This is a genomic window from Streptomyces sp. NPDC058864, from assembly GCF_042742985.1.
Lineage (GTDB): Bacteria > Actinomycetota > Actinomycetes > Streptomycetales > Streptomycetaceae > Actinacidiphila.
In genome coordinates, this window is sequence record NZ_JBHYMQ010000037.1 from 1 (window position 1) to 13,008 (window position 13,008).

A 13,008-nucleotide genomic window follows, 5' to 3' on the forward strand; every position below is an offset into this window, starting at 1 on the left:
CCCGACCCCGACAACTTCACCGCCCCGTTCTTCGGCGACGGCAACGTGCTGTCCAACAACTACGTCAACAAGAAGATCACCGGCGAACTGCTCCCTCGCACCGCTGCCGAAGCCGGCCGCGCCGCCACCACCACCGACTTCGAGGACCTCCAGAACCTCGTCGCCGACGACGTGCCGATCATCCCGCTGTGGCAGGGCAAGCAGTACGTCGTCTCCAAGGACAACATCAACGGCCTGGAGTGGACCCTCGACCCCTCCACCGTCTTCCGCTTCTGGGAGATCCAGCGGGGCGCCTCCACCTCCTGAGGTCCCCGCGCCCGGGCGGACCGCTACTGCGCCCCCGGGCGCACCAGCCCGCTCTCGTACGCGTACACCGCCGCCTGCACACGGTCCCGCAGCGCCAGCTTCGTCAGCACATGGCCCACATGGGTCTTCACCGTCGTCTCGCTCACGAACAGCTCCGCGGCGATCTCCGCGTTCGACAGGCCCCGCGCCACCAGCTTCAGCACCTCGACCTCCCGGTCGGTCAGGGTGTGCAACGCCTGCGGCACCGGCTCCTCGCCCGACGGCAACCGCCCCGCGTACTTGTCCAGCAACCGCCGCGTGATGCTCGGCGCCAGCATCGCCTCACCCGCCGCCACCACCCGGATCGCCTGCACCAGCTCGTGCGCGGGGGCGTCCTTCAGCAGGAAACCGCTCGCGCCCGCGCGCAGCGCCTCCACCACGTACTCGTCGAGGTCGAAGGTGGTCAGCACCAGCACCTTCGCCGGACCGTCCCGGCCGGGCCCGGTGATCTGCCGCGTCGCCTCCACCCCGTCCATCCGCGGCATGCGGATGTCCATGAGCACCACATCGGGCTGCAACGCCCGCACCTGCTCCAGGGCCTGCTGGCCGTCCCCCGCCTCACCGACCACCGCCAGGTCGCCCTCGGCCTCCAGGATCATCCGGAAGCCCGTGCGCAGCAGCGGCTGGTCGTCCACCAACAGGACGCGAATAGCCACGAGATCTCCTTCGCCCTCAGGACTCCCCATTCTTCCCCACGACGGGCAGCGGATACGGCGGGGGAGTCCCCCCGAAAGAAGGGCACACCGCCCGGTGGTCGCACCAGTCGCACAGCCGGCCCGGCCGCGGCCGCCAGTCACCCGACTCCGTGGCCCGCGTGATCGCCTCCCACAGCGCCTCCAGCTTCCGGCCCACCGCCCGCAGCTCACCCTCCGACGGGTCGTACGTCAGCACCTCACCACTGCCCAGGTAGACCAGCTGCAGCCGGCGCGGCACCACACCCCGCAGCCGCCACAGCACCAGCGCGTAGAACTTCATCTGGAACAGCGCCTCGTCCGCGTACTCCGGTCGCGGCGCCTTGCCGGTCTTGTAGTCCACCACCCGCAGATCGCCCGAGGCCGCCGCGACGTCCAGCCGGTCGATGTAACCGCGCAGCGTCAGCCCCGACTCCAGCTCCGTCTCCACGTACAGCTCACGCTCGGCGGGCTCCAGCCGCGTCGGGTCCTCCAGCGAGAACCACCGCTCCACCAGCCGGGCCGCCTCCTCCAGCCACTCCGCCAGACCCTGGCCGTCCTCCGCGGCGAACAACTCCGACAGCTCCGGGCGCTCCTCCAGCAGCCGCTGCCACTGCCCCGGCACCATCGCCCGCGCCCGGTCCGCCGTCCGCTCCACCGCCGGCACGTCGAAGAGACGCTCCAGCACCGCGTGCACCACCGTGCCCCGCGTCGCCGCCGGGCTCGGCTTCTCCGGCAGCCTGTCGATCACCCGCAGCCGGTACAGCAGCGGGCAGCGCATGAAGTCCGCGGCGCGGGACGGCGACAGGGAGGACGGCGGCCTCGGAGGAACGGCTTCGGTGCTGGTGCCCATGGCAGGACCCTACGGGGTGGCACCGACAGCCGGTGTCGGGTCCCCGCAACCGGGCAATACCATCGACGTCGGAGCGTCAGCGACACGAGGGGAACCAGTGAGCGAGAGCCAGCAGCCGCCGCCGGGCGGCGAGAGGACTCCCGGACCCGGCGACGGGCCCGCCAAACGTCCCCCGGGACCCGGCGGCGGCATCCTCATGGGCCGCTTCTTCGGCGTGCCCGTCTACGTCGCGCCCAGCTGGTTCCTCGTCGCCGCCCTCATCACGTGGGTGTTCGGCGGCCAGCTCGACCGCGTCCTGCCCGAGCTCGGCGGCGCCCGCTACCTCGTCTCGCTCTTCTTCGCGGTCGCCTTCTACGCCTCCGTGCTCGTCCACGAGCTCGCCCACACCGTGGCCGCCCTCCGCTTCGAGCTGCCCGTGCGCCGCATCCAGCTCCAATTCTTCGGCGGCGTCTCCGAGATCGAGAAGGAGTCCGAGACCCCCGGCCGCGAATTCGTCCTCGCCTTCGTCGGCCCCCTGCTCTCCCTCGTCCTCGCCGGGGTCTTCTACCTCGGCATGTACGGCGTCGACCCCGACACCGTCCCCGGCGTCCTGCTCGCCGGACTCATGATCAGCAACCTGCTCGTGGCGATCTTCAACCTGCTGCCCGGCCTCCCCCTCGACGGCGGCCGGATGCTCCGCGCCGTCATCTGGAAGATCAGCGGCAAGGCCATGACCGGCACCATCGCCGCCGCCTGGACCGGCCGCGCCCTCGCCATCGCCGTCCTCGTCGGCCTGCCCCTGCTGTCCTACGCCGGCGGCATGAGCGACGGCGGCGACGGCGCCACCGGCTTCGACTCCCTCACCGACGCCCTGCTCGCCGCCATCCTCGCCGCCATCATCTGGACCGGCGCGGGCAACAGCCTGCGCATGGCACGGCTGCGCGAACACCTCCCCGAACTCCAGGCCCGCACACTCACCCGGCGCGCCCTCCCCGTCGCCTCCGACACCCCCCTGTCCGAGGCCCTGCGCCGGGCCAACGAGGCCGGCGCCCGCGCCCTCGTCGTCGTCGACGGCCAGGGCACCCCCACCGGCGTCGTCCGCGAGGCCGCCATCGTCGGCGTCCCCGAACACCGCCGCCCCTGGGTCGCCGTCTCCGGCCTCGCCCAGGACCTCAAGCCCGGCATGAAGGTCTCCGCGGAACTCGCCGGCGAGGACCTCCTCGACACCCTCCGTGCCACCCCCGCCACCGAGTACCTCGTCGTCGAGAACTCCGGCGAGGTCTACGGCGTCCTGTCCACCGCCGACGTCGAAAAAGCCTTCCTCGCCGCCATGGCCCGGCCCTCTTCCTAGGGCTCGGTTCGCCTCCGGGGCGCCCTTTGCGCCTGTCGACGGTCGACCATGCTCGGCTCCTCGTCCCTCGGAGCCTCCGCGTGCTCTCCCTTTCGACAGGCGCGCGCCCCTTCGGCTCACTCGCCGGGCACGCGAGTGCACCGTCCGGGCGCGATGGACCCGGGCTCCCCGGGAACGGAGCAGCCGGCTGCCCCTGCGATTTGCTCCGGCGCAGCACATGGAAGCGCTACCTCGGCGAGTGAGCCGAAGGGGCGCGGACGGTGTCGAAAGTGGATGGGGGCACCTCCCGGCGATAGCCGGGGGAGCGCGGAGGTCGCGAGGAACGAGTGACCGAGCACGGTCGACCGTCGACACCGTCTTGAGCGCCCCGGAGGCGAACCGAGCCACAAAAAATGAACGGTAGGCTTGTCGGCATGTCCGAACCGACCGGTGCCGCCCGCCGACGCGGGCCCTTCAAGGTCGGGGACCAGGTCCAGCTCACCGATCCCAAGGGACGCCACTACACGTTCACGCTCGAGGCCGGGAAGAACTTCCACACCCACAAGGGTTCCTTCCCCCACGACGAGCTGATCGGCGCCCCCGAGGGCAGTGTGGTCCGTACCACGGGAAACGTCGCCTACCTCGCGCTGCGCCCCCTGCTCCCCGACTACGTCCTGTCCATGCCCCGCGGCGCCGCCGTGGTCTACCCCAAGGACGCGGGCCAGATCCTGTCGATGGCCGACATCTTCCCCGGCGCACGCGTCGTGGAAGCGGGCGTCGGCTCCGGCTCGCTCAGCATGTTCCTGCTGCGCGCCGTCGGCGACCAGGGGATGCTGCACTCCTACGAGCGCCGCGCCGACTTCGCCGAGATCGCCACCCAGAACGTCGAACGGTACTTCGGCGGCCCGCACCCCGCATGGCAGCTCACCGTCGGCGACCTGCAGGACAACCTCAGCGACACCGAGGTCGACCGGGTCATCCTCGACATGCTCGCCCCCTGGGAGTGCCTGGAGGCCGTCTCCAAGTCACTCGTCCCCGGCGGCATCCTCTGCGCCTACGTGGCCACCACCACCCAGCTCGCCCGCACCGTCGAGGCGATCCGCGAGCACGGCACGTTCAACGAGCCGTCCGCCTGGGAGACGATGGTCCGCACCTGGCACATCGAGGGACTGGCCGTGCGCCCCGACCACCGCATGATCGGGCACACCGGCTTCCTGCTCACCGCCCGCCGTCTCGCCGACGGCGTCGAGCCCCCCGTACGGCGCAGGCGCCCCGCGCCCGGCGCGTACGGCGAGGACTACACCAGCCCGGGCGGCGGCAAGCCGGCCACCGGCGGAGCGTAACCACCCGACCCCGAAGCGCCGTCGCCGGACACACCGGCGGCGGCGCTTCGCCACACCCCGCGGACATCTCCCGAAACACGGGCCCCGGTCGTACCAACTGCCTGTGACCTGTGGCACGATGCTGGCCACCCCGCTCGACCAACTCCACAGGAGACAGGCGCGTGCAGCCAACCGCAGGGCCGGCCCTCCCGCACACCCGAGCCCGCTCGGTGCACTGGATCACGACCGCCGCGGTGATCGCCGCCGTCATAGGCAGCGCCGCCCTCGTACAGCCCGCCGGCGCCTCCACGGGCAAGCCCGCCGCCAAGGCGGAATCCGGCAAGCCCGCACCCGCCGCCGTGGCACCCCCGGACCCCCGGGCCGCCCACTTCCCCCTGGAATGCGCCGGCGCCCCCGTGGACGTCGTCGACCGGGCCTCCGCGGACCTCGACGGGGACGGCCGCCCCGAGACCGTCGCCGTCGCCCGCTGCCACTCCGAGACCGGCACCCCGCCCAGTGGCCTGTACGTGCTGTCCACGGATCCGGCCGCCGGCGGCGCCCCCCGCATCGTCGAGACGCTCGTCGACCCCAAGGAGCAGCGCAGCTTCAAGGGACTGCGGATCGACGGCCGCACCGTACGGGCCACCGTCCTCGGCTACTCCACCGACGACGTGCCCAGGTGCTGCCCCGACCAGCAGCGCGACTACAGCTGGGAATGGCGGTCCGGGACCTACTACGAGATCCCCGGACCGCTCGCAAGCGGCGTGTGACAGATCACTCCGCGTCGGGTCCGTACAGCTCTACACTGTCCGAAACCCGACGCACATGAATGCAGTCGCCAGGGCAGTCCCTGGCCGAATCCACCACATCGGTCAACAACGGCAGGGGAACCGGGACCGCAGCCCCGGGTTCCTGACGGAGCTCGGCGTCATCGCCCTTCACGTAGGCGAGCCCGTCGATGTCCAGCTCGAAGACCTCGGGCGCGTACTGCACACAGATGCCGTCCCCGGTGCACAGGTCCTGATCGATCCAGACCTCAAGCGCCTCGACGACTTCTTTGCTCACCGGTACCTCGCCTGCCGTTCATCGTTCGGGAAGGGACAGCCCTTGACGGGCGTTGACCGAACCGACGATACAACCGGCCGCTTTCGGATGGTGATGGCTGGGTATCTCCCTGGCGGGAGGACGTGCGCAAGGGTGAAGATCGGACACACCCAGGACGTCTTTGTGATCTAGGGGTTTCAACCCCTACTGGCCCAGGTAGGGTCTGGAAGCGTCCAGCTCCCCTTGGAGGAGGTGAGGACCGTGGCGGCCCACGACGACGACATCAACCGTGGCGGCCGACCCGCTCGTGGATCGGAAGACCCCATGAGCCAGGTCGCCTTTCTTGAGCAGGAGATCGCCGTCCTGCGACGTAAGCTCGCCGACTCTCCGCGGCACACGAGGATTCTCGAGGAGCGGATCGTCGAGCTGCAGACCAACCTGGCAGGCGTGTCCGCTCAGAACGAGCGGCTGGCGAACACCCTCCGCGAGGCCCGCGACCAGATCGTGGCCCTCAAGGAAGAGGTGGACCGCCTCGCACAGCCCCCTGCCGGATTCGGTGTGTTCCTTCAGGCGAACGAGGACGGAACGTCCGACATCTTCACCGGCGGCCGCAAGCTGCGGGTGAACGTCAGCCCGTCCGTCGAGCTGGACGACCTCCGGCGCGGCCAGGAAGTCATGCTCAACGAAGCGCTCAACGTGGTCGAGGCCATGGAGTTCGAGCGCATCGGAGACATCGTCACCCTCAAGGAGATCCTCGAGGACGGCGAGCGGGCCCTGGTCATCGGGCACACGGACGAGGAGCGGGTGGTGCGGCTCGCCGAGCCGCTGCTGGACGGCACCCTCCGCGCCGGCGACGCCCTGCTGCTCGAACCGCGCTCCGGATACGTCTACGAGCGGGTCCCCAAGAGCGAGGTCGAGGAACTCGTCCTCGAAGAGGTCCCCGACATCGACTACCGCCAGATCGGCGGGCTCAGCAACCAGATCGAGCAGATCCGCGACGCCGTCGAACTGCCCTACCTGCACGCCGAGCTGTTCAAGGAGTACGAGCTCCGCCCGCCCAAGGGCGTGCTCCTCTACGGCCCCCCCGGCTGCGGCAAGACGCTCATCGCCAAGGCCGTCGCCAACTCCCTTGCGAAGAAGGTCGCCGAGGTCACCGGACAGCCCCAGGGCAAGAGCTACTTCCTCAACATCAAGGGCCCCGAGCTGCTCAACAAGTACGTCGGCGAGACCGAGCGGCAGATCCGCCTGGTCTTCCAGCGCGCACGCGAGAAGGCCGGCGAGGGCACCCCCGTCATCGTCTTCTTCGACGAGATGGAATCCCTCTTCCGGACCCGCGGCTCCGGCGTCAGCTCGGACGTGGAGAACACCATCGTCCCCCAGCTGCTCGCCGAGATCGACGGCGTCGAGGGCCTGGAGAACGTCATCGTCATCGGCGCCTCCAACCGCGAGGACATGATCGACCCCGCGATCCTGCGGCCCGGCCGCCTGGACGTGAAGATCAAGATCGAGCGGCCGGACGCCGAAGCGGCCAAGGACATCTTCTCCAAGTACCTCGTGACCACCCTCCCGCTGCACGGCGAGGACCTCTCCGAACACGGAGGGTCGCCCGAGGCCACCGTCGAGGCCATGATCCAGTCCGTGGTCGAGCGGATGTACTCCGAATCCGAGGAGAACCGCTTCCTGGAGGTCACCTACGCCAACGGTGACAAGGAAGTCCTCTACTTCAAGGACTTCAACTCCGGCGCCATGATCCAGAACATCGTGGACCGGGCCAAGAAGATGGCCATCAAGGCCTTCCTCGACCACAACCAGCGCGGTCTGCGCGTCTCCCACCTGCTCGCCGCCTGCGTGGACGAGTTCAAGGAGAACGAGGACCTGCCCAACACCACCAACCCGGACGACTGGGCCCGCATCTCCGGCAAGAAGGGCGAGCGGATCGTCTTCATCCGCACCCTCGTCACCGGGAAGCAGGGAGCCGACACCGGTCGCTCCATCGACACCGTCGCCAACACGGGCCAGTACCTGTAACACGCGACCACCCCCGGCTGCGGGTGCCCACGCAGGGGCACCCGCAGCCGGAGCATTTCACCCCGGCACCACCCAGGAAAGCGCGTAATGATCTCCCCACCACCGCCATCGCGTTCTAGGCTCAGCGGTACCGCAAGAGGTCCCATCGCGAAGCGGTACTTGAGCGACCGGCCCACCACGGGCCGCAGCCGGGCAAGGAGGGCCGCATGACCGTACGGCGAGTAATGGGCATCGAGACGGAGTACGGGATCTCCGTCCCGGGCCACCCGAACGCCAATGCCATGCTCACCTCGTCCCAGGTCGTCAACGCCTACGCGGCGGCGATGCACCGGGCGCGCCGCGCCCGCTGGGACTTCGAGGAGGAGAACCCACTGCGGGACGCCCGCGGCTTCGACCTCGCCCGAGAGGCCGCGGACACCAGCCAGCTCACCGACGAGGACATCGGCCTGGCCAATGTCATCCTCACCAACGGAGCCCGGCTCTACGTCGACCACGCCCACCCCGAGTACAGCGCCCCGGAGGTCACCAACCCCCGCGACGCCGTCCTGTGGGACAAGGCCGGCGAGCGCATTATGGCCGAGGCCGCCGAGCGCGCCGCCCAGCTCCCCGGCGCACAGCCGATCCACCTGTACAAGAACAACACCGACAACAAGGGCGCGTCCTACGGCACCCACGAGAACTACCTGATGAAGCGGGAGACCCCCTTCTCGGACATCGTGCGCCACCTCACGCCCTTCTTCGTCTGCCGCCAGGTCGTCACCGGCGCCGGCCGCGTCGGAATCGGCCAGGACGGCCACGAGCACGGCTTCCAGATCAGCCAGCGCGCCGACTACTTCGAGGTCGAGGTCGGACTCGAGACCACCCTCAAACGGCCCATCATCAACACCCGCGACGAGCCGCACGCCGACGCCGAGAAGTACCGCCGGCTGCACGTGATCATCGGCGACGCCAACCTCTCCGAGATCTCCACCTACCTCAAGCTCGGCACCACCGCCCTCGTGCTCTCGATGATCGAGGACGGCTTCATCAACGTCGACCTCGCCGTCGACCAGCCCGTACGCACCCTCCACCAGGTCAGCCACGACCCCACACTGCGACGGCTCATCACGCTGCGCAGCGGCCGCACGCTGACCGCCGTCCAGCTCCAGATGGAGTACTGCGAGCTGGCCCGCAAGTACGTCGAGGACCGCTTCGGCACCGACGCCGACGACCAGACCAAGGACGTCCTCGGACGCTGGGAGGACGTGCTCAACCGGCTCGAGGGCGACCCCATGAGCCTCGCCCGCGAACTCGACTGGATCGCCAAGCGCGAACTCCTCGAGGGCTACCGGCGCCGCGACTCCCTGGACTGGGACGCCGCCCGGCTCCACCTCGTCGACCTCCAGTACGCCGACGTACGCCCCGAGAAGGGCCTGTACAACCGCCTGGAGGCCCGCGGTCGCATCCAGCGGCTGGTGACCGAGGACGAGGTCGTACGGGCCATGAGCAAGCCCCCGGAGGACACCCGCGCCTACTTCCGCGGCCGCTGCCTGGAGCAGTACGCGGACGACGTCGCGGCGGCCTCCTGGGACTCCGTGATCTTCGACCTCCCCGGCCGGGACTCCCTGCAGCGCGTCCCCACGCTGGAGCCGCTGCGGGGCACCCGCAACCACGTCAAGGAGCTGCTGGACCGCTGCCGCACGGCCGAGGAGCTGGTGCGGATCCTGTCGGGCGGCTGAGCAGGGCTGAAATCCGTCCGAACCGGGAATCATCGGGGTGGCCCCCGGACGTTGGGCAATACCGGGGGCCGAAGTCAGACCCTCCTTGTAGGGTCTGATCTTGTAGGACATGGACACCGAGCGGGGTGAGGGACACATGGCTACCAAGGACACCGGCGGCGGGCAGCAGAAGGCCACGCGTTCGACCGAGGAGGTCGAGGAGACCGCGCAGGACGCGCAGGCCGCCTCCGACCTCAAGGAGCGGCAGGAGAAGCTGTCGGACGACGTGGACTCCGTGCTGGACGAGATCGATGACGTCCTCGAGGAGAACGCCGAGGATTTCGTGCGATCATTCGTACAAAAGGGCGGACAGTAGGGCAATTCGGACATCTCTGCAATTCGGGATGAAGAAATGCTCTACGTGTCAGCGCGTGCTGCCGTCTCTCGCATTCGCTGCCAATAGGTCGAGGTCCGATGGCCTCCAGACGAGCTGCCGGGAGTGCTCTGCGGAGTTCTACCGTCAACGTCAGGAGGCCAAGGGCAAGGCGGTTCGTGTCAAGGTGCGCGTCCCGCAGGGACACAAGCGCTGCCCGCAGTGCGGTGAGGTAAAGCCGCACGGCGAGTGGGAGCGCAATGCCACGTCGTCGGACGGCTTCGCCAGCTACTGCAGGACATGTCGCGCGGAACGCAACCGCGCCGCCTACTTCAAACGCAAGTACGGCATCACCACGGCCGAGCGGGACGCCATGGTCGGTGAGCAGTTCGGTATTTGCTGCATTTGTTTGGACGCCCCGGCCGAACATGTGGATCACGACCACGGGACGGGTAGGGTCCGTGGCGTACTGTGCTTCAGCTGCAACGCCGCGCTGGGGCAGTTCAAGGATCGGCCCGACGTCATACGGCGGGCGGCCGCCTACGTGGAAGGAAACGTGTGGAAGCCAACACTCGTAGCAACGGGCGTCTACCAGCTGCCTTCCTGACGCCTGGCTCGTCCTCGTTCGTGGACTTCCTGGGGGCGCATTCGCCGGAGATGCTCCCGGGCAACCGGACCCTGCCTGCCGTGAAGGGGGCCGTCGAGCTGCCGCACGGTACGACGATCGTGGCGGCGGCCTTCCCCGGGGGTGTGGTGCTCGCCGGTGACCGGCGGGCCACGATGGGCAACGTCATCGCGCAGCGGGACATCGAAAAGGTCTTCCCGGCCGACGAGTACTCGGCGGTCGGCATCGCGGGCACGGCGGGCCTGGCGGTGGAGATGGTGAAGCTGTTCCAGCTGGAGCTGGAGCACTACGAGAAGATCGAGGGCGCCACGCTCTCGCTGGAGGGCAAGGCGAACCGCCTGTCGACCATGATCCGGGGGAACCTGGGGATGGCGCTGCAGGGGCTGGCGGTGGTGCCGCTGTTCGCCGGCTACGACACGGATCGCGAGAAGGGGCGGATCTTCTCGTACGACGTGACGGGCGGCCGTTCCGAGGAGCACGGTTTCGCGGCGACGGGTTCGGGTTCGGTGTTCGCGCGGGGTTCGATGAAGAAGCTGTACAAGCCGGACCTCACGGAGTCGCAGACGACGACGCTGGTGGTCCAGGCGTTGTACGACGCGGCGGACGACGACTCGGCGACCGGTGGCCCGGATCTGGGGCGGCGGATCTACCCGATCGTCACGGTCATCACCGACGAGGGCTTCCGCAAGCTGACCGAGGCCGAGTCGTCGGAGATCGTCCGGGCCGTCCACGAGCGGCGGCTGGAGCTGCCGGACGGCCCGCGGGCCGCGCTGCTCTGACCTGGTCGTCCGAGATGCACTCGCTACTGACAGAAAGGGACGGATAGCCGGTGTCGACGCCGTTCTATGTCTCACCCCAGCAGGCCATGGCCGACCGTGCGGAGTTCGCCCGCAAGGGCATCGCGCGCGGGCGCAGCGTCGTCGTGCTGCAGTACACCGACGGCATCGTCTTCATCGCCGAGAACCCGTCCCGCGCGCTGCACAAGGTCAGTGAGATCTACGACCGGATCGCTTTCGCGGCGGTGGGCAAGTACAACGAGTTCGAGAACCTGCGGATCGGTGGGGTGCGTTATGCCGATCTGCGGGGTTACACCTACGACCGGGACGACGTGACCGCGCGTGGTCTGGCGAACGTGTACGCGCAGACGCTGGGCACGATCTTCTCGAGCGTGGGGGAGAAGCCCTACGAGGTGGAGCTGATCGTCGCGGAGGTGGGTGCGGACTCCTCGGAGGACCAGATCTACCGGTTGCCGCATGACGGTTCGATCGTGGACGAGCACGGTGCGGTGGCGGTGGGTGGCAACTCCGATCAGATCGGCAGTTACCTGGACCAGCGGCACCGTGACGGTATGACGCTGGCGGAGGCGCTGAAGCTGGCGGTGGAGTCGCTGAGCCGGGACAGCAACGGCAGTGACCGGCAGCTGACGGCGGAGCAGCTGGAGGTCGCGGTGCTGGACCGTACGCGGCCGCAGCAGCGCAAGTTCAAGCGGATCCTGGGCCGGCAGCTGTCGCGGCTGCTGGAGGGGGAGGGGGCGGCGTCTTCGGTGGAGAAGGCGGAGAAGTCCGCTCCGTCTGCGGCTCCGGCGGAGGGGGACGACGACCTTCCGGAGCTCGACGAGGACGTGTGAGAGGTGTGACGGGCTGAGGCTCGTTCCCGACGCCCCGGTCGCCTTTTCGGCGGCCGGGGCGTCGGTCGTCTCAGGGGTGGCGTGGCGGGGCGGTGGAGCCGCGTACGACGAGCCGGACGGGGAGTTCGGTGCCGGTGTTCGTGGCGCTGCGGGTGCCGCTGGCGGTGCCGGGGTGGTCGGTGAGGGTGTGGAGGAGTGCGGTCATGCCGTGGGCGCCGACGGCGTCGGCGGGGAGGCTGACGGTGGTGAGTTCGGGTTCGACGGCGGTGGCGAGGGCGGAGTCGTCGTAGCCGGTGACGGTGACGTCGTGGGGGACGCGGAGTCCGTGGCGGCGCAGGGCCTTGCAGGCGCCGACGGCGAGGACGTCGTCGTCGCAGATCAGGGCGGTGGGGGGCGGGCCGGGGCGGGCGAGGAGGCGTTCGGTGGCGCGGCGGGCGTCCTCGTAGGTGAGGGGGGAGCGTTCGGTGGGTGGGGTGGTGCCGAGGGCGTCGGCGAGGGCCTGGGCGCGTTCGCGGAAGGTCCAGGTGTCGATGTCGGCTGCGAGGTGGGCGATGTCGCCGGGGTGGTGGCCGAGGTCGAGGACGTGCCGGGTGATCTGGCGCATGCCGTCGGCGATGGCGAGGTTGACGGTGGCGGCGGGGCCGGCTTCGGCGGGGTCGGCGTCGAGCATGACGAGGGGGAGTCCGCCGTCGCCGATGGCGGCGAGGGCGTCGGCGGCCATGGAGGAGGCGATGATGCCGTCGAGGGCGGCGCGGGCGGAGCCGAAGGGGTCGCGGGCGGGGCCGACGCCTTCGGGGGAGGGGTAGAGGACGACGCCGAAGCCGTGGTCGTCGGCGACGCGGGCGGCGCCGGTGTAGACGCGGGCGAAGTACTCGTTGGTGATGGTGGGGACGACCAGGAGCGCGGTGCGGGTGCGGCCGAGGCGGAGGTTGCGGGCGGCGAGGTTGGGGCGGTAGCCGAGGTCGCGGGCGGCGGTGCGGACGGTGTCGGCGGTGCGTTCGGAGACGCGGCCGCGCCATTTGTCGCCGAGGACGAGGGAGACGGTGGCCTGGGAGACGCCGGCGGCGCGTGCGACGTCGCGTGAGGTCGGGCGCGCTGTGTCGGTCACCGTGGG

13 protein-coding genes and 1 pseudogene are annotated in these 13,008 nt (G+C 69.8%); 10 read left to right on the forward strand and 4 right to left on the reverse strand.

Annotation, left to right across the window (positions count from 1 at the left end):
- Positions 1-306 (forward strand): annotated as a pseudogene (locus ACFW3D_RS25295) (ABC transporter substrate-binding protein); the annotation flags it as partial.
- A 23-nt stretch (positions 307-329) separates the two neighbouring features.
- Here the strand turns inward: ACFW3D_RS25295 and ACFW3D_RS25300 are convergent.
- Together ACFW3D_RS25300 and ACFW3D_RS25305 are read right to left on the reverse strand one after the other, a co-directional pair.
- On the reverse strand, positions 330-1,001 hold the full coding sequence (locus ACFW3D_RS25300; RefSeq protein ID WP_450386271.1) for a response regulator: 672 nt from the start codon (positions 999-1,001) through the stop codon (positions 330-332).
- A 16-nt stretch (positions 1,002-1,017) separates the two neighbouring features.
- Positions 1,018-1,869 carry a RecB family exonuclease gene (locus ACFW3D_RS25305; protein WP_500507359.1) on the reverse strand — a complete coding sequence of 284 codons (852 nt, stop codon included), beginning with the start codon at positions 1,867-1,869 and terminating at the stop codon, positions 1,018-1,020.
- A 97-nt stretch (positions 1,870-1,966) separates the two neighbouring features.
- Between ACFW3D_RS25305 and ACFW3D_RS25310 the strand changes: the two genes are divergently transcribed.
- The 3 genes from ACFW3D_RS25310 (at position 1,967) to ACFW3D_RS25320 (ending at position 5,270) form a co-directional block, all read left to right on the forward strand.
- Complete coding sequence (locus ACFW3D_RS25310) at positions 1,967-3,199, forward strand: site-2 protease family protein (protein ID WP_500507361.1); 1,233 nt, start codon at positions 1,967-1,969, stop codon at positions 3,197-3,199.
- A 413-nt stretch (positions 3,200-3,612) separates the two neighbouring features.
- The gene (locus ACFW3D_RS25315; RefSeq protein ID WP_500507363.1) at positions 3,613-4,521 is read left to right on the forward strand and encodes a tRNA (adenine-N1)-methyltransferase; all 909 of its coding nucleotides are present in this window, start codon (positions 3,613-3,615) and stop codon (positions 4,519-4,521) included.
- 161 nt (positions 4,522-4,682) lie between these two features.
- A complete protein-coding gene (locus ACFW3D_RS25320) occupies positions 4,683-5,270 on the forward strand; it encodes a hypothetical protein (protein ID WP_500507365.1) in 588 nt (195 codons plus the stop codon).
- Between the two features lie 4 nt (positions 5,271-5,274).
- Here ACFW3D_RS25320 and ACFW3D_RS25325 read toward each other — a convergent pair whose 3' ends face one another.
- Positions 5,275-5,565 carry a ferredoxin gene (locus ACFW3D_RS25325; RefSeq protein ID WP_500507367.1) on the reverse strand — a complete coding sequence of 97 codons (291 nt, stop codon included), beginning with the start codon at positions 5,563-5,565 and terminating at the stop codon, positions 5,275-5,277.
- A gap of 240 nt (positions 5,566-5,805) precedes the next feature.
- On the opposite strand from ACFW3D_RS25325, the gene arc reads away from it, so the two are divergent.
- From arc to prcA, 6 genes are all read left to right on the forward strand, one after another.
- On the forward strand, positions 5,806-7,572 hold the full coding sequence (gene arc / locus ACFW3D_RS25330; RefSeq protein ID WP_500507369.1) for a proteasome ATPase: 1,767 nt from the start codon (positions 5,806-5,808) through the stop codon (positions 7,570-7,572).
- 206 nt (positions 7,573-7,778) lie between these two features.
- Complete coding sequence (gene dop, locus ACFW3D_RS25335; protein ID WP_500507371.1) at positions 7,779-9,290, forward strand: depupylase/deamidase Dop; 1,512 nt, start codon at positions 7,779-7,781, stop codon at positions 9,288-9,290.
- 136 nt (positions 9,291-9,426) lie between these two features.
- Positions 9,427-9,645, forward strand: coding sequence for a ubiquitin-like protein Pup (locus ACFW3D_RS25340; RefSeq protein WP_354798988.1), 219 nt, complete (start codon positions 9,427-9,429; stop codon positions 9,643-9,645).
- Between the two features lie 28 nt (positions 9,646-9,673).
- Positions 9,674-10,249, forward strand: a complete 576-nt coding sequence (locus ACFW3D_RS25345) for an endonuclease VII domain-containing protein (RefSeq protein WP_500507373.1) — start codon at positions 9,674-9,676, stop codon at positions 10,247-10,249.
- The gene (gene prcB / locus ACFW3D_RS25350; RefSeq protein ID WP_500507375.1) at positions 10,201-11,046 is read left to right on the forward strand and encodes a proteasome subunit beta; all 846 of its coding nucleotides are present in this window, start codon (positions 10,201-10,203) and stop codon (positions 11,044-11,046) included. The genes ACFW3D_RS25345 and prcB overlap by 49 nt, the downstream gene beginning before the upstream one ends.
- Positions 11,047-11,096: 50 nt before the next feature.
- Positions 11,097-11,894 (forward strand): proteasome subunit alpha, encoded by a 798-nt coding sequence (gene prcA / locus ACFW3D_RS25355; protein WP_500507377.1) that lies wholly within the window; start codon positions 11,097-11,099, stop codon positions 11,892-11,894.
- Positions 11,895-11,964: 70 nt separating this feature from the next.
- Here prcA and ACFW3D_RS25360 read toward each other — a convergent pair whose 3' ends face one another.
- Positions 11,965-13,002, reverse strand: coding sequence for a LacI family DNA-binding transcriptional regulator (locus ACFW3D_RS25360; protein WP_500507379.1), 1,038 nt, complete (start codon positions 13,000-13,002; stop codon positions 11,965-11,967).
- Positions 13,003-13,008 lie beyond the last annotated feature (6 nt).

Coding starts and splice junctions, on each gene's coding strand:
- ACFW3D_RS25305 (WP_500507359.1), bottom strand. CDS start 1,869: ATGGGCACCAGCACCGAAGCCGTTCCTCCGAGGCCGCCGTCCTCCCTG.
- ACFW3D_RS25315 (WP_500507363.1), top strand. CDS start 3,613: ATGTCCGAACCGACCGGTGCCGCCCGCCGACGCGGGCCCTTCAAGGTC.
- dop (WP_500507371.1), top strand. CDS start 7,779: ATGACCGTACGGCGAGTAATGGGCATCGAGACGGAGTACGGGATCTCC.
- ACFW3D_RS25340 (WP_354798988.1), top strand. CDS start 9,427: ATGGCTACCAAGGACACCGGCGGCGGGCAGCAGAAGGCCACGCGTTCG.
- ACFW3D_RS25345 (WP_500507373.1), top strand. CDS start 9,674: ATGAAGAAATGCTCTACGTGTCAGCGCGTGCTGCCGTCTCTCGCATTC.